The organism is Acinetobacter sp. LipI_15 (assembly GCF_058242865.1).
Map to the genome: position 1 here is coordinate 3,093,175 of NZ_JBZAYN010000001.1, position 19,527 is coordinate 3,112,701.

General features: G+C 41.9%; 22 protein-coding genes. 15 read left to right on the top strand and 7 right to left on the bottom strand.

The genetic code is table 11. The features are described 5' to 3' along the window. Positions 1-242: 242 nt before the first annotated feature. Positions 243-1,517 carry a replication-associated recombination protein A gene (locus AC4CU0_RS14655; RefSeq protein WP_180036032.1) on the bottom strand — a complete coding sequence of 425 codons (1,275 nt, stop codon included), beginning with the start codon at positions 1,515-1,517 and terminating at the stop codon, positions 243-245. 252 nt (positions 1,518-1,769) lie between these two features. On the opposite strand from AC4CU0_RS14655, the gene AC4CU0_RS14660 reads away from it, so the two are divergent. Next, positions 1,770-3,566, top strand: a complete 1,797-nt coding sequence (locus tag AC4CU0_RS14660) for a sensor domain-containing protein (RefSeq protein WP_490743407.1) — start codon at positions 1,770-1,772, stop codon at positions 3,564-3,566. A 20-nt stretch (positions 3,567-3,586) separates the two neighbouring features. Beyond that, positions 3,587-4,063 carry a 2-thiouracil desulfurase family protein gene (locus tag AC4CU0_RS14665; RefSeq protein ID WP_180004334.1) on the top strand — a complete coding sequence of 159 codons (477 nt, stop codon included), beginning with the start codon at positions 3,587-3,589 and terminating at the stop codon, positions 4,061-4,063. Positions 4,064-4,090: 27 nt separating this feature from the next. Here AC4CU0_RS14665 and AC4CU0_RS14670 read toward each other — a convergent pair whose 3' ends face one another. Continuing rightward, positions 4,091-4,543, bottom strand: coding sequence for a YcgN family cysteine cluster protein (locus AC4CU0_RS14670; RefSeq protein WP_490743521.1), 453 nt, complete (start codon positions 4,541-4,543; stop codon positions 4,091-4,093). Positions 4,544-4,710: 167 nt separating this feature from the next. On the opposite strand from AC4CU0_RS14670, the gene AC4CU0_RS14675 reads away from it, so the two are divergent. Continuing rightward, positions 4,711-4,869, top strand: coding sequence for a DUF1328 domain-containing protein (locus AC4CU0_RS14675; RefSeq protein WP_005006601.1), 159 nt, complete (start codon positions 4,711-4,713; stop codon positions 4,867-4,869). Positions 4,870-5,054: 185 nt separating this feature from the next. Here AC4CU0_RS14675 and murJ read toward each other — a convergent pair whose 3' ends face one another. Further along, on the bottom strand, positions 5,055-6,596 hold the full coding sequence (murJ, locus tag AC4CU0_RS14680; RefSeq protein ID WP_111885102.1) for a murein biosynthesis integral membrane protein MurJ: 1,542 nt from the start codon (positions 6,594-6,596) through the stop codon (positions 5,055-5,057). Between the two features lie 86 nt (positions 6,597-6,682). Next, positions 6,683-7,255 carry a 1,6-anhydro-N-acetylmuramyl-L-alanine amidase AmpD gene (gene ampD / locus AC4CU0_RS14685; protein ID WP_490743409.1) on the bottom strand — a complete coding sequence of 191 codons (573 nt, stop codon included), beginning with the start codon at positions 7,253-7,255 and terminating at the stop codon, positions 6,683-6,685. A 199-nt stretch (positions 7,256-7,454) separates the two neighbouring features. On the opposite strand from ampD, the gene nadC reads away from it, so the two are divergent. Next, positions 7,455-8,300, top strand: coding sequence for a carboxylating nicotinate-nucleotide diphosphorylase (gene nadC / locus AC4CU0_RS14690; protein WP_490743410.1), 846 nt, complete (start codon positions 7,455-7,457; stop codon positions 8,298-8,300). Between the two features lie 66 nt (positions 8,301-8,366). Here the strand turns inward: nadC and AC4CU0_RS14695 are convergent, their stop codons facing one another. Then, positions 8,367-8,582 (bottom strand): hypothetical protein, encoded by a 216-nt coding sequence (locus tag AC4CU0_RS14695; protein ID WP_490743411.1) that lies wholly within the window; start codon positions 8,580-8,582, stop codon positions 8,367-8,369. A 157-nt stretch (positions 8,583-8,739) separates the two neighbouring features. Continuing rightward, on the bottom strand, positions 8,740-9,456 hold the full coding sequence (gene rph / locus AC4CU0_RS14700; RefSeq protein WP_111885099.1) for a ribonuclease PH: 717 nt from the start codon (positions 9,454-9,456) through the stop codon (positions 8,740-8,742). Between the two features lie 176 nt (positions 9,457-9,632). Here rph and AC4CU0_RS14705 point away from each other — a divergent pair, with 176 nt between their 5' ends. After that, complete coding sequence (locus AC4CU0_RS14705) at positions 9,633-10,310, top strand: TetR family transcriptional regulator (protein WP_180022311.1); 678 nt, start codon at positions 9,633-9,635, stop codon at positions 10,308-10,310. A 60-nt stretch (positions 10,311-10,370) separates the two neighbouring features. Here the strand turns inward: AC4CU0_RS14705 and AC4CU0_RS14710 are convergent, their stop codons facing one another. Then, positions 10,371-10,988, bottom strand: a complete 618-nt coding sequence (locus tag AC4CU0_RS14710; RefSeq protein WP_111885097.1) for a thiol:disulfide interchange protein DsbA/DsbL — start codon at positions 10,986-10,988, stop codon at positions 10,371-10,373. 182 nt (positions 10,989-11,170) lie between these two features. On the opposite strand from AC4CU0_RS14710, the gene ubiG reads away from it, so the two are divergent. The 10 genes from ubiG to AC4CU0_RS14760 all read left to right on the top strand — a co-directional run bounded on the left by ubiG (position 11,171) and on the right by AC4CU0_RS14760 (position 19,517). Further along, on the top strand, positions 11,171-11,881 hold the full coding sequence (gene ubiG / locus AC4CU0_RS14715) for a bifunctional 2-polyprenyl-6-hydroxyphenol methylase/3-demethylubiquinol 3-O-methyltransferase UbiG (protein WP_111885096.1): 711 nt from the start codon (positions 11,171-11,173) through the stop codon (positions 11,879-11,881). Continuing rightward, on the top strand, positions 11,881-12,579 hold the full coding sequence (locus AC4CU0_RS14720; protein WP_490743412.1) for an HAD family hydrolase: 699 nt from the start codon (positions 11,881-11,883) through the stop codon (positions 12,577-12,579). Before ubiG ends, AC4CU0_RS14720 begins: the two co-directional genes overlap by 1 nt. Positions 12,580-12,615: 36 nt before the next feature. Then, positions 12,616-13,365 (top strand): YciK family oxidoreductase, encoded by a 750-nt coding sequence (locus AC4CU0_RS14725; RefSeq protein WP_078190639.1) that lies wholly within the window; start codon positions 12,616-12,618, stop codon positions 13,363-13,365. 170 nt (positions 13,366-13,535) lie between these two features. Then, positions 13,536-13,955, top strand: a complete 420-nt coding sequence (locus AC4CU0_RS14730) for a hypothetical protein (protein ID WP_180008595.1) — start codon at positions 13,536-13,538, stop codon at positions 13,953-13,955. Positions 13,956-14,187: 232 nt separating this feature from the next. Further along, complete coding sequence (locus tag AC4CU0_RS14735) at positions 14,188-14,343, top strand: hypothetical protein (RefSeq protein ID WP_180008593.1); 156 nt, start codon at positions 14,188-14,190, stop codon at positions 14,341-14,343. 310 nt (positions 14,344-14,653) lie between these two features. Further along, positions 14,654-15,064, top strand: coding sequence for an RcnB family protein (locus AC4CU0_RS14740; RefSeq protein ID WP_180022986.1), 411 nt, complete (start codon positions 14,654-14,656; stop codon positions 15,062-15,064). Positions 15,065-15,305: 241 nt separating this feature from the next. Then, positions 15,306-15,716 (top strand): RcnB family protein, encoded by a 411-nt coding sequence (locus tag AC4CU0_RS14745; protein WP_180145778.1) that lies wholly within the window; start codon positions 15,306-15,308, stop codon positions 15,714-15,716. A 131-nt stretch (positions 15,717-15,847) separates the two neighbouring features. Next, positions 15,848-17,200 carry an amino-acid N-acetyltransferase gene (argA, locus tag AC4CU0_RS14750; protein WP_180036112.1) on the top strand — a complete coding sequence of 451 codons (1,353 nt, stop codon included), beginning with the start codon at positions 15,848-15,850 and terminating at the stop codon, positions 17,198-17,200. Positions 17,201-17,538: 338 nt separating this feature from the next. Continuing rightward, positions 17,539-18,501, top strand: coding sequence for a sulfonate ABC transporter substrate-binding protein (locus AC4CU0_RS14755; protein WP_180024668.1), 963 nt, complete (start codon positions 17,539-17,541; stop codon positions 18,499-18,501). Between the two features lie 26 nt (positions 18,502-18,527). Continuing rightward, a complete protein-coding gene (locus AC4CU0_RS14760) occupies positions 18,528-19,517 on the top strand; it encodes an aliphatic sulfonate ABC transporter substrate-binding protein (RefSeq protein WP_490743413.1) in 990 nt (329 codons plus the stop codon). Positions 19,518-19,527: the final 10 nt, after the last annotated feature.

Here is a 19,527-nt window from a genome sequence, read left to right on the forward strand (position 1 = left end):
CATAAAAATCCTCTGTTTCACATTTAGCCAAGTTCACACTAAGATAGCCACATACCAGGCAGCACCAGGATCTATAAGTTTCCAATGTGTATGCCGACCAGATTTTCCATCTACCCTCTAGGATGTATCTCCCCAAAGACATCCTATTTTTTCAGCCCAGCTCGCCTTGAGTTGGGCTTTTTTTTGCGTGAAATAGACATAAAAAAAGGCGCCGCAGCGCCTTTCCATTATGATCATTCAAATCATTGTTGCTGTTGTTGTTGCATCCAACGACGTTGCTGCAAACGCTCACCTTCGACTTCACGTTTATTGCGTGCAGACTCATACAGCTTAGTGCCTTTCAGTTCAGGCGGCATATAGTCTTGCATGACAAAATGTTCAGGATAATTATGTGGATATAAATAGTCCACGCCATAGCCTTGCTCTTTCATCAATTTGGTTGGTGCATTTCTCAAATGCAATGGCACGGGTAGATTCGAGGTTTTTTCTGCCAAATCTAAAGCTTTGTTTATGGCCAAATAAGTGCTGTTACTTTTTGCACTGGTTGCCAAGTACACCGCACATTGCCCCAAAATGATTCGACACTCAGGCATACCAATTGCCTGCACAGATCGGAAGCATTCTCCTGCCAACAGCAAGGCATTTGGATTTGAGTTGCCAATATCTTCTGATGCCGCAATCAACATACGACGAGCAATAAAGACAGGATCTTCACCACCTTTGAGCATTCGAGCCATCCAATACAAAGCGGCATCTGGATCACTGCCTCGAATCGACTTAATAAAAGCCGAAACTAAATCGTAATGCTGTTCGCCCGATTTGTCATAGCGTGCAATATTTTGCTGCGCAACTTTGACTACCACCGCATTGTTAATGATATTTTCTAAGTCTGGCTCAAACGTACTGGCGATTAAATCTAAAAGATTTAATGCTTTACGAGCATCACCTGCGGCAAATTGAAATAAAGCTTCATATTCTTCGATTTGAATATAACGCTCTTTTAAAAACGAATCTTGGTGAATGGCTTGATCCAATAAGCGCTGAATTGCGTCATTATCCAGAGCATTTAAGGTATACACCTGACAACGCGACAATAAGGCATTGTTAACTTCAAATGAAGGGTTTTCTGTGGTTGCACCAATCAGGGTAATTTTGCCCTTTTCGACAGCATTCAGTAAGGCATCTTGTTGTGACTTATTAAAACGATGAATTTCATCAATAAACACCACAGGTGTCAGTAAATCTCCACCATCGGCGATGATTTCACGTAATTCTTTCACCCCAGTATTAAGCGCAGATAAACTAATAAATGGTCGGTCAACAGCCTGCGCCAACAACAACGCAATCGTGGTTTTACCTACACCCGGTGGTCCCCAAAAAATAATCGATGGTAAATGCCCTTGGTCAATCATCTGACGTAACGGTGCATCTTCACCTAATAGGTGATCTTGTCCAATAATTTGCGATAAATCATGAGGACGCATGCGTTCAGGAAGAGGAATTTGGCTGTCTGACATCTTATTATTTCGTTTCCGGCAATTGGGGACGTTTTTTCTATTCTAACACTGCCTTGGCAGAATCTTTGCTTTATTCGATATTCAATTTAAGAGGCTGGTTTGATGTCGTTATTTAAGTATCTTGCATGTAAAAATCCTTAGGCGAATGTTAACTATAATGTAACAAGAGATCCTATCCCTTATCGATCAAATTAAAGTATGATCGGCTAGATATCCCATTTTAGACTTGCCTGACCCAATTGGACAGATTGTATGAAGCAATCAACAAAGCAAAAGCGAATCGTTCAAGTTCAACAAGGCATTGATCTACCTATAAATTTATTTCAAAAAATGCCCCAAGCCAAGAATATACAATTACAAGATAATCAATTCGCTGAATTACGAGAAAAACTGAATAGTCGTAATCAAATGTTAGATGCTAGTGTCGACTGTATAAAATTATTAAGTCTAGACGGTCAAGTTCTGCATATGAACCGCGCGGGATGTTTAGCTCTGGGCGTACCTCTAACTGAAACTGAGTTTGGTATGTCTTGGCATAAATTACTGCCTGAAGAAGTCCGTGACGCGTGTTTGAATGCTTTTGCCGAAGCCAAAGAAGGCAAAATATCTCGCTTTGTCGGCATGAGCCAAGTAGCAGATGAACCCTTGGCTTATTGGGATAATATGCTCAGCCCAGTATTCAACGAATATGGCCAAGTCAAAGAAATCCTCTGTGTATCACGTGATATTACGATACAGCGACTTGCAGAAAATAAACTTCAACGCATCATTGAACAAGATGATTTAACAGGTTTATTAAACCGCCGTGCGTTTAGTCGAGTCTTTAAAAGCCAATTAAAAGTGGCGCGAGAACATCAGCAACAACTGGGTTTGTTATTGATCGATCTAGATTATTTTAAGCATATTAACGACACCTTAGGTCATAGTGCAGGAGACCATTTACTGCATACCCTTGGGCAGCATTTTCAGCAATGTTTTGATACAAATATTGTAGTTTCACGTTTAGGTGGCGATGAATTTGCCATTTCTATTCCAAATTTAAAATCGCAACAACAATTACAGAATTTTGCCAGCATCGCTTGTCAGCAAATGGACATGCCCATTTTCTATAATGGGCAAAGTATCAATATTGGTATGAGTATTGGCTGTGCGATCTACCCACGCGATGCACAAAATACCTCCAATTTACTTAAATGTGCTGATATTGCGCTAAATGATTTAAAAAGCAGTGGTCGTGGTGGTGTACGAATGTTCAACCATACTATGTTAAAAACCCTTGAAAATACTACTCGCCAATTAACGCTTGCACGCAGCTTGATTAAGTCCAATCAAATTATTCCGTTTTATCAGCCCAAAGTTCGTCTTTCTGACAGTCAAGTTATCGGCTTTGAAGCCTTGTTACGTTGGTATGATAAAGACCAACAATTACAATTACCTTCTCAAATTTTTGCTGCATTTCAAGATTATGAATTGGCTTCACGCATTAGTGAAACAATGCAAATTAAAATCTTTCAAGATATTCAAAAATGGATTGAACTTGGACTGCAACCGCTACCGATTTCAATAAATGCTGCACCTGTCGAATTTTTACGTGATGATTATGCGGAAAAACTACTAAATCGCTTAAAGCAGTTTGGTATATCACCAGATATTATTGAGGTCGAAATTACCGAGCAAAGCCTGTCAGAACGTGGCTCAAATTATGTGATTCGCGCTCTCCATTTATTAAAAGAGCATGGCATACACATTTCTCTAGATGATTTTGGTACAGGTCATTCATCATTAACACGTTTGAGTAATTACCCTGTCGACTGTATTAAGATAGACCGTAATTTTGTGGAACGCATGCATACCGACTGTTCAGCACTTGCCATTGTCAAAGCGATTACCCAAATTGGTGCGAGTGTTTCCCTGAATATATTAGTCGAAGGTATAGAGAAACCGGAACAGGTCGATACCTTAAAAGAATGTAATTGTCATACTGGACAAGGTTTTTACTTTTATCGTCCGCTCAGTTATGACCATGCGATGGAACTTTTGAGTCACTAAAACTTGTGGAGCAAGACACGATGACACTGAAGTATTTAGTCAGTGCCTGTCTGGCAGGCCAACCCGTTCGTTATGATGCCAAATCAAATACACAACAAGCAATTTGCCAACTGATGCAGACTCACCAAGTCATTACGGCCTGCCCAGAAATGATGGGCGGCCTTAGCTGTCCACGTTTTCCTGCAGAAATTCAAAATGGTCAAGCCACTGATGTGCTCAATGGTACAGCCCAAGTCAAAGATGTCTTGGGCACAGATGTCAGTGCTGAATTTATCGCGGGTGCCCACCGCATGTTGGAATTGGCCCAATTGCATAAGGTTGATGTGGTGGTCTTAAAAGATCGTAGCCCGTCGTGCGGCAGTCATTATATTTATGATGGCACCTTTACGCGTACAAAAATTGAAGGCTATGGAGTAACCACAGCACTCCTCAAACAGCATGGTTTTCAGGTTCTGTCAGAACAAGACTTTCTGGCCATGATACAAGATCAACTCTAGCCCCAAGATAGAGCGTATCTATGTCCTTTAGCGTACCCAACGCACAATATAATCTTCAATATCATCAGGGTTGACCTGTTCTTCACTGATGCAACGCCCTGCGGCAGACTTTCGTGCCTTCAAAATATTGTCACGACTTCCCGTCACTAGATGATGCCAGCGCGGTAAATCTTTACCTTCAGAAATTCTACGATAAGCACAGCTCGGCGGTAGCCAATGAAATTGGTGAATTTGTTCAGGTGTCAGCTGTATGCAGTCTGCAACGTGTGATTTGCGATTTGGATAATCGGAACAACTGGCGGTTTCACAATCTAAAAGTTTGCATGCCACTTTGGTGTAAGCCACCTCTTGCGTATCTTCATCTTCAAGCTTGATTAAACAACACAGCCCGCAACCATCACAGAGGGACTCCCACTCCAAATGAGTGAGTTCAGTCAAAGCATGCTTTTTCCAAAAATGTGGGCGTAGAGTATCGGTCATCTTCTCGCTCGCAACGAAGGTGGCAGGCATATTAACTGAACCCGCACATAAATTCCTTGTTTAAGTTACCGAATATTGAACATTAAATAAACAAAAGAATACATAGCATGCTTTCTGTGACTTCTATACTGATGAGACAGAATAAAAAATCACATGGAGATAAAACTATGTTCCGCTGGGCTATTATTTTCGCTGTAATTGCATTGATTGCGAGTCTGCTAGGTTTTGGTGGTGTTGCAGGCTTATCCAAAGACTTTGCTGTTATTCTTTTGGTTATTGCAGTCATTCTCGCAATTGTTGGTTTCCTCTCTCGAGGAAAAGTTTAGGCGACTGAGTGACTGATTCAATGTCGTTTTAAACTACAAATTACTCCCCTCAGACTCATGAATCAGAAACCTATGTTTTTATCATCTTGAGTCTCAATCAAAAAATAAGAGCCTATGGGCTCTTATTTTTTTACATCAACGGCAAACACACTACGTTGTATGGTTATAGCTAGATAATTTTGGCTTTATGGTTTTAAGTGACGTGGTCTAAAACCTGTTGCAATTAAGGCAATACCATAAGCAGCAATACCAATCACACATAAGATGATCACTTCCGCGACACGCATCCACGCAGACACATCACCGTTGTACCATGTTAAGCCATACCACAGTGCAGCAATCATCACAGCATTGGCAATCGCAAACTGAATCACCAACTTTTTCCAATGTGCACCAAAGCGAAAAATATTGCGCTTATGTAAATAAAAATACAGCATCCCTGCATTCACTAATGCGGAACCTGATGATGCCAATGCCAAGGCCATATGCTCAGCATGCCAATCAATCAGTTTAAAGAACCCAATAAACACCACGTTCAGAATAGCATTGGCTGCGACCGCCATTAAACCTACACGTACTGGAGTTTTGGTATCTTGCTGCGCATAAAACCCTGGTGCAAACACTTTGATGAGCATGAATGAAATCACACCAGCACTCATACATTGCAATGCCAATGCAGTCATTTGTGTATCTTCAAAGCTAAATTGACCACGTTCAAATAAGGCCTGAATAATAGGTGTCGAGAGCATGAACAGCGCAATACTGGCAGGCACACCCACCAAGATAATGACTTTAGCCGCCCAATCAATCATACGGCGGAATTTGTCCTGATCCTGTTCAGCATGGCGTGCAGACAATGACGGTAAAATCACGGTACCAATGGCCACCCCAATCAAACCTAAAGGCAGCTCGGTCATACGCTCAGCACTATACAGCCATGATACTGAACCATCTTGCATGAAAGACGCCCAAATGGTGTTCAACAGCAGGTTGATCTGCGTCACTGAGACACCAAACAGCGCTGGCAGCATCAACTTCATGATGCGATCAACACCTTCATGTTTGAAGTCAACTTTCGGTGGAATCAGTAATTTTTTACGCCATAGCTCTGGAATCTGAATCGCCAATTGCAAGAATCCTGCCGCGACAACAGACCAACCCAAAGCCATAATTGGCTCAGCCATATAAGGGGTTAACCACAGCGCACCGGCAATCATCGCGACATTGAGTAACACTGGAGCGAACGCAGGTGTACTGAATGAGCCATAACTATTCAAAATACTGCTGGCAAATGCCGTTAGGGACATAAACAATAAGTAAGGAATCGTTAGGCGGAACATATCGGTAGCTAACGCAAACTTGTCTGCATCACCATGGAAACCCGGTGCATAGATATAAATAATCGCGGGTGCCGCCACCATCGCGATGAACGTCAAACTAGTCATCACCAGACCTAAACAGCCAAAAACACGGCTAATCAGAATCTGGACTTCGGCATGGGTTCGACTGGTTTTATATTCAGTCAATACAGGAATAAAGGCTTGTGAAAATGCCCCTTCTGCGAATAAACGCCTAAAAAAGTTAGGAATACGAAAGGCAACCACGAAGGTATCGAAGTCTTTACCTGCACCAAATACATTTAACAGGACAATATCCCGTACCAGTCCCAATACACGGGACAACATAGTCATTGCACTGACAATGACTGTCGAACGCCAAAGCGCCATCGGTATTTCTCACTTTTGAAAGTGCGCCTATTGTAATGAAACTCGTCAAGGAATTTCATTGGTTTATTAAACGCAGTATGTATTGTTTATTTGTTTTTAAAATGATGTAGCTGTTGACGAAAAGCGTTCCACTCAAAAAATGGACCCGGATCAGTTTTACGTCCCGGTGCAATATCTGAATGCCCTGCAATATGTTGTTGAATTTTAGGATAAGCCTGTTGTAAACACGCCACGACCTCGGTCAGCACGGCATATTGTGCAGCTTCAAAAGGTAAATCATCACTTCCTTCGAGTTCAATGCCTATCGAATAATCATTACATTCTTTTTGTGCTAAATAGGTTGAGCGACCTGCATGCCAAGCCCGATCATTAAAATTGACAAACTGTAGGACTTCGCCCGTGCGCAGGATCAATAAATGTGTCGATACTTGCATCCCTTCAATGGTCTGAAAATAAGGATGTTTCGACCAATCCAACTGATTTTGGAAAAATTGTTCGATATAACCACCGCCAAACTGAGAAGGTGGCAAACTAATATTATGAATGACGACAAGCTGAATTTCGGTATCTTCAGGACGCTGGTTAAAATTCGGTGATGGAATTTGACGCGCACCTAGCAATTGCCCATCCTGCACCTGAAATGTTTTTGCTTGTGACATAAAAGAATCCTGTGTCTAAGCCGGCCTGCAATGCTGCAGATCAAAACGCCGAGCCCTACTTGAAAGTTTTAATGCTAAAACTTTCACATTGAAATCTCAATTCAAGTCTGTGAAAGTAGTTAAAAATCGCTCATTTTTCAGGAACAATGCTAATATAACGCGCACATTTTCCTGGGTTAAAAAAGATACGGAACTTCTTATGAGCATATCGCAATCTTTGCTTGAACAATCAATCCAAATCAATATTCAACACGCACTACAAGAAGATATTGGCGAAGGCGATATTACTGCCCTATTAACTCCAGAAGATGAACAAGCCACTGCAACGATTATCAGCCGTGAAGAGATGATCTTGGCAGGTCAGCCTTGGGTCAATGCACTCATTCAGGCTTATGATGCCACTGTCCAAGTCACTTGGTTGAAAAATGATGGTGACCGTGTGGCCGCAGGCGAAGCCTTTTTAAAACTCGCAGGTTCTGCGCGTAGCTTACTCACGGTTGAGCGTCCAGCCTTAAATTTTGTACAAACCTTATCTGCGGTTGCGACCAAAACCGCTGCCTATGTTCAGCAGCTTGAAGGTTTGCATACTCGTCTACTCGATACCCGTAAAACCTTACCAGGCCTACGTATTGCACAAAAATATGCAGTTGCTGTCGGAGGTGGTCAAAACCATCGCTTAGGTTTATTTGATGCGTTTTTAATTAAAGAAAATCACATCATGGCAGCAGGTGGCATCCAACAAGCGATTGCCAAAGCACACCAAATTGCACCGGGTAAACCTGTGGAAGTTGAAGTCGAAACTTGGGATGAACTCAACCAAGCGTTGGAAGCAGGTGCGGATATTGTGATGTTGGATAACTTTAGTCAGCAACAAATGATTGATGCCGTCAAACATGTGAATGGTCGCTGCAAACTTGAAGCCTCAGGCAATATCACTATTGCAAATTTACGTGAAGTGGCAACAACGGGTGTCGACTATATTTCGATGGGTGTTTTAACCAAAGATGTGAAAGCAATTGACCTGTCTATGCGCTTTAATGCTTAAACGTTACAAAAATTAAATCCATTTAAAAAAGGGTGCTCATCAGCACCCTTTTTAAGATGATTCCTTTTAATCATCATCTTTGTCTTTTGAATTCTCTTCTCGCTCTTCATCGTGATCTTGATCAGCTTTAGCATCCCGATCATCATCATTTTGCTCATTGTCATGATCACGATCTGATGACAAAACAGAGCGCTCTTTATCCTCATCCTTTGAATTAGAACCATCACAAGCGCTTATCGCTAAAAATCCCAATAATGAAAAACCGATCAATAACGCTTTCATTGTTTTCTCCTTGTTATTGTGTTCTTCACACTGTGCTGAAACTTTGCTGTCAACAATAGCGCTTTTAAGTTTTAATTTGTCAGTTGATATTACTCATCCGACTTAAAAATAAAAAAAGCACCCGAAGGTGCTTTTATCAACTTAAGCTTTAGTCATATTACCAACCCAAAGCTTCTTGTTGTTTCTTAATTAACTCTTGAATGCCTTTTTCAGCCAATTCAAGCATTTCATTACACTGTGCACGCGTAAATGGTTTGTCTTCAGCTGTGCCTTGAAGTTCAATGAACTCACCTGCTTGTGTCATGACCACATTTAAGTCAGTTTGGCAGTTTGAATCTTCTTCATAGCAAAGATCAAGTAATGCTTCATCTTGATACATACCTACAGAAACAGCTGCAACTAAGCCTTTAAGCGGATCTTGTTTGATTTTTTTATTTTCAAGCAAGACATTCATCGCATCGACCAAAGCAACAGCTGCACCTGTGATTGATGCTGTGCGTGTACCGCCATCTGCTTGAATCACATCACAGTCGATGCTAATTGTATTTTCACCCAATTTTTTCAAATCAACCATGGCACGTAAGCTACGACCAATCAGACGTTGGATTTCTTGTGTACGGCCACTTTGTTTACCACGTGCTGCTTCACGGTCACTACGGGTATGTGTAGAACGTGGAAGCATGCCGTATTCCGCAGTTACCCAGCCTTGACCTTTCCCTTTAAGGAAACGTGGCACTGAGTTGTCGACACTTGCAGTACAAAGAACTTTTGTATGACCAAATTCAACCAATACAGAACCTTCCGCATAACGTGTGTAGTTACGGGTAATTTTTACTTCACGTAATTGATCTAATGCTCGTTGGTCGATACGCATAATGAGTCCTTAATCTGACAAAATTGATTGCGGTACATTATAACAGAAGGTACAGCCAGATTCGGGACGCATTCGTGTGCATTTATAAAATCCATTCAACCAAGTTTTGATAGGCCCGTCGTACGTCATCAGGAAATTTGTTAGACTGAAGCCACGCAAAATTCAGGACGAATTGCATGTCGATACGGGAAGAACGTAAGCAACAAAGTCGTAAAGCTATCCTTGATGCAGCGCTTGCATTGAGTACCACAGGCCGTTCTTTTAGCAGTCTGAGCTTACGCGAAATTTCCCGTCATGTCGGCTTGGTTCCTGCTGCGTTTTATCGCCATTTTCAAGACATGGACGAACTCGGTTTGGAACTAGTCGACCAAATGGCCCTGCACCTTCGGAATGTCCTCAATCAACTGAGTCAGCAATGCTTTCAAGCACCAGATGCACGCACACGACAGAGTCTGGATTATTTATTTCATGCCGTTGAGCAATTTCCTGAGGCATGGATGTTTCTCATTGCAGAGCGTTGGGGTGGTTCAGCTTCCTTAAGACAAGCCATTACACGTGAATTTAATTTTCTCAGTACTGATTTGGCCCATGCACTGGCTCAAGTTGAAGCGACTCAACACATTCAATCCGAACAAGACCTCAAAGTATTGGGACAAATTTTGTTTGAATTGGCCTTAAGTTGGGCAATGCAGTGGATTGACTTACATCGACATATTGACCTTCCACAACGTACGGATGCGCTACAACAATTTCGCCGCCAAGCTCAGACTCAAGTTCAGCTCTTATTTCGTGGCATCTTACATTGGGATCGATCTTTGGCTCAAATCGCTGATCCGCAAAATTTATCGACCTAAAACGCAAAATGTACCGTCATAAAAAAAGCCGCATCGAGTGCGGCTTTTTTATGACATCTGTTATTTCGCTTTGCGTTCTTTATCAACAAGGAATTTCACGATTTCAACGGTACGTGCATCTTCACCTTGTACGATGTATTTACCATTGACGGTAATCGCAGGCACGCCGCTCAATTGATATTGAGCCGCTAAGCTTTTCGCTTGAGCAATTTTTGAAGACACAGCAAATGATTTAAATGTGCTGTTAAATTTCGCTTCAGGAACACCATAACGGGTGTAGAACTTAGCAAATGCGCCTTGTTCTAAGATATTTTTTTGACCCACATGAATGTCATGGAACAATTGTAAATGTGCTTTTTGACGAACACCCAGTGCTTCCGATGCATAGTAAGCACGCGCGCCTTGTTCCCAAAGTGGATTCATTGCTGCAGGTGTACGGACAAAACGTACATCTTTAGGCAATTGCTTTAACCACGTTTGCATATGCGGTTCTAATGTAAAACAATGTGGGCAGCCATACCAAAAGAACTCACGGACTTCGATTTTACCCGGACGTTCGACTTTAATCGGTTTTGGAATAACTGTGTAATCAGTCCCCGCGACAAATTGCGCTGCCATCGCACTGCCAGAAAAAGCCAAAATAGCTGTTGTAATCGTGCCTAAAAGGAATTTTTTCATTGAACTTATCGTCCTCAAAATCATTATGATTAGTTTATGGCAACACTATAAATCAAATCTGTCGATTTCGTTTTCATTCTGTGAACTTTTTTAAGGCTTTTATCGCTTTTTTTTCAGGACGCGCTACACTAACTCCCATAAACTTTTTTCTAAAATATAAAGACTTGATTGAGGTGCAACCGATGTCGCAATTGAATGTTGATCCACAAGAAATTGCCAAATTTGAAGCTTTCGCAGCCATATGGTGGGATCAGCATTCTGAGTTCCGCCCTTTGCACATGATTAATCCTCTGCGTTTGAACTGGATTGATGAGCATTCAAATGGCATCACTGGCAAGAAAGTATTAGATGTGGGCTGTGGCGGCGGTATTTTAGCTGAAAGCATGGCACGTCGCGGTGCGCAAGTATTGGGTATCGACATGGGTGAAGCGCCATTGAATGTTGCACGCCTACATGCCGAACAAGAAAATGTGCAAAATATTGAATATCGCCAAGTGCCTGTAGAGCAATTGGCAGAAGAACAAGCCGGTCAATATGACGTCGTTACCTGTATGGAAATGCTCGAACACGTACCCGATCCAGCATCAATCATTTTAGCCTGTCAAAAGCTGGTAAAACCGGGTGGACATGTGTTCTTCTCGACCATTAACCGTAATCCTAAAGCCTATTTGTTTGCGATTATTGGTGCGGAATATGTTTTACGCATGTTGGCGAAAGGCACACATGATTATTCGAAGTTTATTAAGCCTTCAGAATTAGCTCATGATATTCGTCAAGCCCAGTTAAAACTCAAAGATATGACGGGTTTACATTATAACCCAATCACCAAACGCTATTGGCTCGCACCGAATGTGGATGTGAACTACATGGTTCATACGGTGAAAGAAGCCTAATGAAAGCTGTACTCTTTGATCTTGACGGTACACTGATTGATACCGCGGCTGATTTTATTCGTATTATTCAAGACATGTGCCGTGACAAAGGCATTGCGGTGGTCAGTGCAGAAGACATTCGTGTACAAGTATCTGAAGGCGCGCGTGCGATGGTCAAACTGGTCTATCCAGAGTTAGACGTTGAAGATCCTGTCTTTCTGGCACATCGTCAACGCTTTCTAGATCTGTATGGTGCTGATATTGCAGTTGATACCGATCTGTTTGAAGGCATGTATCCACTACTCGCAGAGTTAGAACAACATCAAATTCCGTGGGGCATTGTCACCAATAAGCCGCGTTCACTCAGTGAAGCGTTGCTCAAAGCGTTGAATTTGACTGAGCGCTGCTCGGTATTGGTTTGCCCAGACGATGTCAGTAAAACCAAGCCAGACCCAGAGCCGATGTATTTAGCAGCCAAGCACATTCATCTAGATGCTCAAGACTGTATCTATGTCGGTGATCATCCACGTGATATCGATGCCGGTCGTAATGCGCAGATGTACACAATTCTAGCGGCTTATGGCTATTTACCTTTACAACACAAAGATGACTTAACAGCTTGGCATGCAGATTGTATAGTGAAGACTGTTGCTGAATTGCATGAAGTCATTCATGATTTGATCATCAAACCGAAAACGCTAAACACTGCGACTTTATAACGATAGAACACAACACAATAAAACGAGGAGGTACGGATGAAATATTCAGAATATCAACCTCGCCCCGATCTGCTCAAAGATCGCATTATCCTGATTACAGGTGCGGGCGATGGTATTGGCCGTGCGGCTGCCCTCAGCTATGCCTTACATGGCGCAACCGTGGTTTTACATGGACGCACACTGAATAAACTAGAAGTGATTTACGATGAAATTGAAGGATTGGGTGCCCCCCAACCGGCGATTTTACCGCTACAACTGTCTAGTGCCTCTCCTCGTGATTATGAGCTATTGGTCGATACCTTAGAAAAGCAATTTGGTCGCCTTGACGGCATTTTGCATAATGCCGGGATTTTGGGTGAGCGAACTGAACTAGAACATTATCCTGTGGATGTATGGGATGATGTCATGGCGGTGAACCTTCGTGCGCCTTTTGTACTGACTCAAGAGCTAATGCCATTACTGCAAAAATCTGAGCATGCCTCTGTGGTCTTTGCCAGTTCGGGTGTGGGACGTGAAGCCCGTGAACGTTGGGGCGCGTACTCGGTCTCAAAAATTGCCATTGAAGCCGTGAGTACATTGTTCGCCAAAGAAAATGAGCATCCCAATATTCGTTTTAACTGTATTAACCCCGGTGCGACACGTACTGCCATGCGTGCAAAAGCTTATCCAGACGAAGATCCAAAAACTTTGCCTACGCCTGAAAGCATCATGCCTGCGTATTTATATTTGATGGGTGATGACAGCTTGCATTTAACCGGTGCCAGCATTGATGCTCAAGATGAATAGGCCGCAAAGCCGATTAAAAAAAGGAAGCGCAAGCTTCCTTTTTTTATGTATTGAATGCTTACAAGACATCATTAACCGACTGATTTCGCGGTGTCCACGCGAAAGTCGACTTGAGTTTTTAGCAAATTTGCCGATACTTGAGGCATTCTTTAAAAACATTGGATTGATACATGTCTGACTTTAGCAATATTACAGTGACTCCAACTGAGGATGGCATGGTTAACCTACTGGTCGATGGTCAACCGATTTCAGCAAAATATGGCATGAAATTCGACCCGAGTATCATGGACGATTTAAAAGGCTTAGATGTCGGTCAAAATGCAAAATTATTTGAACAATTTATTTTTTCGCATACTGACTTAAACTTTGAGCATGCCTATTTCTATGTCACTTGCATTCAAAAGCAAGAAGCAGGCTTTCAAGTGATCACTAACTTTGTTTATCGCATCATTGCGCAAGATCAAGCACCGTTTGAGCATGTGATTACCAAACAAGGTGCAGCAATGACACCTGAAGATATTAATGAATTTATTCAAGCTCATATTCAAAAATCATTAACGGATTATACCGACCTGAAATACGCATACTAATTAAGTTCCAAGTGACACATTTAGAACTAAAAAGGGCCATTTGATGCCCTTTTTTTAAACCCTTAGATTAGCATTTGAAATTCAACAAGCTTTGATCAATAGACAGCTTCATTACCCAACTTTCCATTGATCGTATTTTTAAATTATTTTTATAATAATATTCGGTTTTTCAAATTAAGTATAAAAGCATAGACTGCTTGCCATGACATAGACCGACGGCAAGGAGACCCAAATGGCTGATCAAACACGTAAAATTGAAACCATTCGTTCAATTGAAACCTTACAACTGACTGAAAATTTGATCTCTGCAATGGACGATGCCGAGCAAGCTGAATCTGTGGCTCAAGCGATTTATTCACTCCAATGCCTCAATGAGCAGTGGTACTAAAACCCGAATTTACCCACCGTTTTCATTCCAGTATCTCTACCATATTTGCCCATCAAGACTTGATGGGCGTTTTTGATCGTGCTTACAATAGACATCAAATTTAATCAAAGCTGAATTGCAAGGATAAAAAGCGCGCATTATCGGACCATCTCTTCCAAGATGGAAAGATTGTTCTCAGCACGAAATTTATCGCATAATATCCGCAATCTCTTCGTTTTATTTAAAGAAATATTCATCTTTCTTCACAGTTTCTCTGCATTTAATGCGTACAGTAGTGATATTGAAGATAAATTACTCATGAGGGTTGAACATGAAAAAGATTTTGCCAATTTTGGCTATTTCTTTCAGTGCTTTAATAGCAAGCAGCATCACGTCTGCAGCGCCTCACTTCAAGAACGATGAACGTGGCTTTGATGGCCCACGCGGCAATGCATATGGTCAAATGAAAAAAGATCGTGATTACCGTGGTTATCAGGACGATGACGATCTTGAAGATCGACGCCGTATGCGTGAACAACGTGGAGTCAAACGTTTGCAACAACATAAATGGCAAACGGGCTATGTGATGCCACAGCATTATCGTGGTAATGGTTATAAAGTCGATTATAAAGACCATAACTTACCTAAACCATCGCGTAATCAGCAATGGTATAAAATCAATAATGACTACATATTGGTCAACTCAGATAGTAACAGTATTCTGAAAATTTTAGGTATGTAAGCCGTTTTGAATTTAATTTCGCCATATTTTAAAGCCCAGATCAACTCTGGGCTTTTTTTATGAGGTTTTTTTAATGTTTAACCGCAAAAGCTGATGCTGCCTAGCGTTCAGATCATTTACACACCTTCAAATTTCCTCCATACATTTCACAATTCAACTATATTGCCCCCACGCTTTCTCTGAACTTTCTCGCTAATTTTGAATCATCGAAAAACAGATTAGAAATGTATAGAGGTGTCCCATGAACAAAATCGTATCGAGTTTAGTTCTTTCCGTATCGGCTTTGATGGCAACAACAGCCGCCATTGCTGCGCCAGACCATCGTCAAGATGACCGCCGTTACCATCCGTCATACCAACATCAAGACAACCGTTGGGACAAAGATCACCGTCCGAGCAATTGGAATAACAACAACCGTTATGACAATAGTCGCTACGACCGTAATGACTTTCGTCGTGTAAATCCAAGCCGCGATTGGCGTGTTGGTCAAAGCTTTCCTCGTTATTTCGATTCAAGCCGCTACAAAGTGAGTGATCGTGAAGCGCGCCGCTTACCGAACACCGGTCGTTATCAACAATGGTACAAAATCAATGGTGACTACGTGCTAGTCAATGATCGTACCGATCGCATCATTCGCATTAAGAATGGCTAATCATTCGACGATCTCTTAAGTCCCTTTCCCAACACCTGAACACTGTTCAGGTGTTTTTTTATATTTGCTTTCCGCTGTCATATGTTTTTGTTTAGAATCATCCATACCAAAGCGAATAAACAGGCATAGGCATGCAAACGAATATCACTGAACCATCTTCCAGCACAACCTTACAGTATGTGCATTGGTTCCGTCATTCTGCACCCTATATTAATGCGCATCGCAACAAAACCTTTGTCATCATGTTTGATGGTGAAGCGCTGCAACATGAAAATTTTCAACACATTATTCACGATATTGCCTTATTACACTCGCTTGGTATTCGTCTAATTTTGGTGCATGGTGCCCGTCCGCAAATCAATCATAATTTACAAAGCAGCGGCATCCAGACACCATTTCATCATCATCGTCGCATCACCACTCGCGAATCTTTACCTGCTGTGATGAATGCTGTTGGCTCCATTCGTCTGCAAATTGAAGCCCTCCTATCTATGGGTTTAGCCAACTCACCGATGTACGGCGCGCGTATTGATGTGGTCTCAGGTAATTTAGTCACGGCAAAACCGTATGGCATTCGTGACGGTATCGATTTTCAACTGTCTGGTGAAGTTCGTTCCGTCGATATCGATGCAATTCAACGTCATTTAGAGAGCCAAAACATTGTGGTGCTTGGGCCGACAGGTTATTCCACTACAGGTGAAGTGTTTAATTTATTGGCTGAAGAAGTTGCGACCAAAACCGCGATCAGTTTAAAAGCAGATAAGTTGATTTTCTTGGGCAAACAACACGGTTTGCACAATGAACATGGGCAGCTACAACGCGAAATTACACCTCATCAACTTGATCAGCATATTTTGCAATATCAAGATTCTAATCCCGATATTGCCCTGCATTTAAGCGTTGCTAAAGATGCCTCGTTACAAGGCGTACACCGTGTTCATCTTATTTCATATGCCTATGATGGCGCATTGATCGAAGAATTGTTCACACGTGACGGTTCTGGCACCATGATCACTGATGCGCATTATGAAGAAGTGCGTACTGCCGATATTCAAGATGTGGGTGGCTTAATCAATCTCTTACGCCCTCTCGAACAAGAAGGCATCTTGGTTTATCGCTCACGCGAACGTCTGGAAAATGAAATTGGACAATTTGCAGTGATTGAACGTGACGGTACGATTTTGGCCTGCGCTGCGTTGTACCCGATTCCTACCACAGGGGATGAAAAACGCTCTGCTGAAATCGCATGTGTGGCTGTGCATCCGGGTTATCGAAAATCGAATCGCGGTAGCCAAATTTTGCATTATTTAGAAGAAAAAGCGCGAGATTTAGGTATTGAACAATTGTTTATTTTGACCACACGAACAGCGCATTGGTTCCTTGAACAAGGTTTTGAACAAGTCAGTGTCGATGACTTACCGAATGCCCGTCAGGCCTTATATAACTACCAAAGAAACTCATTGGTTTGTAAAAAGTCACTTTAAAGTGGCTTTTTTTATGCGCTGAATAGCATTATTTTGCATAAGGTTATGCCGAATCCCTTGGCTATCCCCTCAAATCACTTTGCAAGCCATAGAATAACCATATCTACCATTTAAATAACCCAAATAAATAAAATAATTTCAATAACTTAAAATAATACTTCGACACATTATATGTTTTTCTAAAATCATAATTTCTCATAAGTTTTGCTGATTTTTATTTATCTTTTTTCCTGATTTTAAATTTAAGTTTTCTTATTTTTTTCGAAAAAGAAAACTCTTTAGCTTATGTGTTTATAAATCAACAGTTCTGCACATTTAGACCTTTATAGGAGCAACACATGCGTACTCACAAAGCAAAACTCTGGACAAAAACACTTGTACTGTCTACAGCGGTTGTGGGTGCCATGATGATGTCGGGCTGTGGCAAAAAAGAGGCTGAAGAAAATGTCACCTTAAATATTGGTTTCCAAAAATATGGCTTATTGCCAATTTTAAAAGAACGCGGAACTTTAGAAACAGCCTTAAAAAGCCAAGGTGTAAATATCAAATGGGTGGAATTTCCTGCTGGCCCACAGCTGCTTGAAGGTCTCAATGTAGGCAGCGTGTCATTTGGTGAAGTCGGTGAAGCACCGCCTATCTTTGCTCAAGCCGCTCAAACCGATTTGGTTTACATTGCCAACCAACCTGCTGTTCCAAAAGCTGAAGCTTTAATTGTGCAAAAAGATTCGGCTATTCACAGTATTCAGGACTTAAAAGGTAAACGTGTGGCCTTAAACAAAGGCTCAAACGTGCATTACCTGTTGCTCAAGTTGTTGGAAGCCAATCAGCTTAAATTTAGCGACATCAATGTCGTGTATTTACCGCCTGCCGATGCACGAGCTGCCTTTGAAAAAGGTGCAGTCGATGCATGGGTAATTTGGGACCCGTTCCTTTCTGCCGCTGAGCATCAACTTAATGCTCGCACCATTGCCAATGGCGAAAACTTGGTGAAGAACTACCAGTTCTATTTGGCCGATCGCAAATTTGCTCAGGAAAATCCAAAAGTCCTGCAAGCTGTGGTGAATGAGTTGAATTTGACCACGCAATGGGTCTCAAAAAATCAAGATGAAGCGGCCAAGTTACTCGAAGGCAAAACCGGCTTAGGTCTAGATGTACTTAAAACATCAATTTCTCGCTTAGGCAATCAAGTGACGCCGATTACTGCACAAGTGGCGCAAGAGCAGCAGCAAGTCGCTGATGCGTTTTATAACGAAAAATTAATTCCAAATAAATTAAATATTGAGTCGGCCATTATCAAATAAGTCGACTACAGCATAAGGGCGATGCCATGCGTATTCTAAGAACATTTTCCATACTGACTTTAGCCACTTTGGCCCTTGGACTCAGTGCCTGCCAAAAACAAGAAACAGCACAGCAGGATGGTGAAAAACCAGCTGAAACAGCCGTAAAAACCTTGGTTATCGGTTTCCAAAAATCAGCCTTAAATTTACTGGTTGCCCGTGAACAAAAGCTCTTTGAACAACAATTTCCCGGCGCTCACATTGAGTGGAAGGAATTCCCTGCTGGCCCACAAATGTTAGAAGCCCTTGCGGTCGGTGCGGTGGATTATGGCTATGTCGGCAACACCCCGCCTATTTTTGCCCAAGCTGCCAATAAAGACCTGAATTATATTGGCTATGAAGTGGTGCCTGAACAGTCGCTTGCTGTCGTGATTCCAGCGGACAGCTCAATCAAAACCATTCAAGAATTACGTGGTAAACGCGTTGCTGTACAAAAAGGCTCGAGTGCGCATGAGTTATTAGCCAAGACTTTAGAAAAAGCCGGTTTGACGTGGAGCGACATCCAACCAATTTGGATTCCACCAGCAGATGCACGAGCCGCATTTGATAAAAAATCAATTGATGCATGGGCCATTTGGGACCCGTTTTTATCTGCAGCGGAGTTGGATGCTCAAGCTAAAGTGCTGATTCAATCTGGTGATTTTCCAAAGACCTATTCATTTTATGTGGCAAATCCAAAAGTCGTTCAAGCGCACCCTGATGCCCCAGCTAAATTTTTAAAGGCCTTAGACGCTTCCGATCAGTGGATTGTGAAGAACCAAAATGTAGCTTTAGAGATTTATAAAAACAGCACAGGGCTACAAAAGAATATTGCTGCGCAAGCCTTTTCACGCCGATCTAAACCATCTCCTGTGCGCTCGCTGACACCCGAGGTCATACAAGCACAGCAAAATATTGCGGACTTATTTAAACAAGTCCAACTGATTCCAAACAACATTCAAGTCCAAACGCAAGTTTGGACACCTTCATCACATTGATACCCGAGCC

What these genes read in the sequence shown, in the direction of transcription:
- AC4CU0_RS14730 (WP_180008595.1), top strand. Translation starts at nt 13,536, where the DNA reads ATGTCTGACTTTAGCAATATTACAGTGACTCCAACTGAGGATGGCATG.
- AC4CU0_RS14665 (WP_180004334.1), top strand. Translation starts at nt 3,587, where the DNA reads ATGACACTGAAGTATTTAGTCAGTGCCTGTCTGGCAGGCCAACCCGTT.
- nadC (WP_490743410.1), top strand. Translation starts at nt 7,455, where the DNA reads ATGAGCATATCGCAATCTTTGCTTGAACAATCAATCCAAATCAATATT.
- ampD (WP_490743409.1), bottom strand. Translation starts at nt 7,255, where the DNA reads ATGTCACAAGCAAAAACATTTCAGGTGCAGGATGGGCAATTGCTAGGT.
- AC4CU0_RS14695 (WP_490743411.1), bottom strand. Translation starts at nt 8,582, where the DNA reads ATGAAAGCGTTATTGATCGGTTTTTCATTATTGGGATTTTTAGCGATA.
- AC4CU0_RS14725 (WP_078190639.1), top strand. Translation starts at nt 12,616, where the DNA reads ATGAAATATTCAGAATATCAACCTCGCCCCGATCTGCTCAAAGATCGC.
- AC4CU0_RS14705 (WP_180022311.1), top strand. Translation starts at nt 9,633, where the DNA reads ATGTCGATACGGGAAGAACGTAAGCAACAAAGTCGTAAAGCTATCCTT.
- AC4CU0_RS14760 (WP_490743413.1), top strand. Translation starts at nt 18,528, where the DNA reads ATGCGTATTCTAAGAACATTTTCCATACTGACTTTAGCCACTTTGGCC.
- AC4CU0_RS14740 (WP_180022986.1), top strand. Translation starts at nt 14,654, where the DNA reads ATGAAAAAGATTTTGCCAATTTTGGCTATTTCTTTCAGTGCTTTAATA.
- rph (WP_111885099.1), bottom strand. Translation starts at nt 9,456, where the DNA reads ATGCGTATCGACCAACGAGCATTAGATCAATTACGTGAAGTAAAAATT.
- murJ (WP_111885102.1), bottom strand. Translation starts at nt 6,596, where the DNA reads ATGGCGCTTTGGCGTTCGACAGTCATTGTCAGTGCAATGACTATGTTG.
- AC4CU0_RS14735 (WP_180008593.1), top strand. Translation starts at nt 14,188, where the DNA reads ATGGCTGATCAAACACGTAAAATTGAAACCATTCGTTCAATTGAAACC.
- AC4CU0_RS14660 (WP_490743407.1), top strand. Translation starts at nt 1,770, where the DNA reads ATGAAGCAATCAACAAAGCAAAAGCGAATCGTTCAAGTTCAACAAGGC.
- AC4CU0_RS14675 (WP_005006601.1), top strand. Translation starts at nt 4,711, where the DNA reads ATGTTCCGCTGGGCTATTATTTTCGCTGTAATTGCATTGATTGCGAGT.
- AC4CU0_RS14655 (WP_180036032.1), bottom strand. Translation starts at nt 1,517, where the DNA reads ATGTCAGACAGCCAAATTCCTCTTCCTGAACGCATGCGTCCTCATGAT.
- ubiG (WP_111885096.1), top strand. Translation starts at nt 11,171, where the DNA reads ATGTCGCAATTGAATGTTGATCCACAAGAAATTGCCAAATTTGAAGCT.
- AC4CU0_RS14710 (WP_111885097.1), bottom strand. Translation starts at nt 10,988, where the DNA reads ATGAAAAAATTCCTTTTAGGCACGATTACAACAGCTATTTTGGCTTTT.
- AC4CU0_RS14755 (WP_180024668.1), top strand. Translation starts at nt 17,539, where the DNA reads ATGCGTACTCACAAAGCAAAACTCTGGACAAAAACACTTGTACTGTCT.
- argA (WP_180036112.1), top strand. Translation starts at nt 15,848, where the DNA reads ATGCAAACGAATATCACTGAACCATCTTCCAGCACAACCTTACAGTAT.
- AC4CU0_RS14720 (WP_490743412.1), top strand. Translation starts at nt 11,881, where the DNA reads ATGAAAGCTGTACTCTTTGATCTTGACGGTACACTGATTGATACCGCG.
- AC4CU0_RS14670 (WP_490743521.1), bottom strand. Translation starts at nt 4,543, where the DNA reads ATGACCGATACTCTACGCCCACATTTTTGGAAAAAGCATGCTTTGACT.
- AC4CU0_RS14745 (WP_180145778.1), top strand. Translation starts at nt 15,306, where the DNA reads ATGAACAAAATCGTATCGAGTTTAGTTCTTTCCGTATCGGCTTTGATG.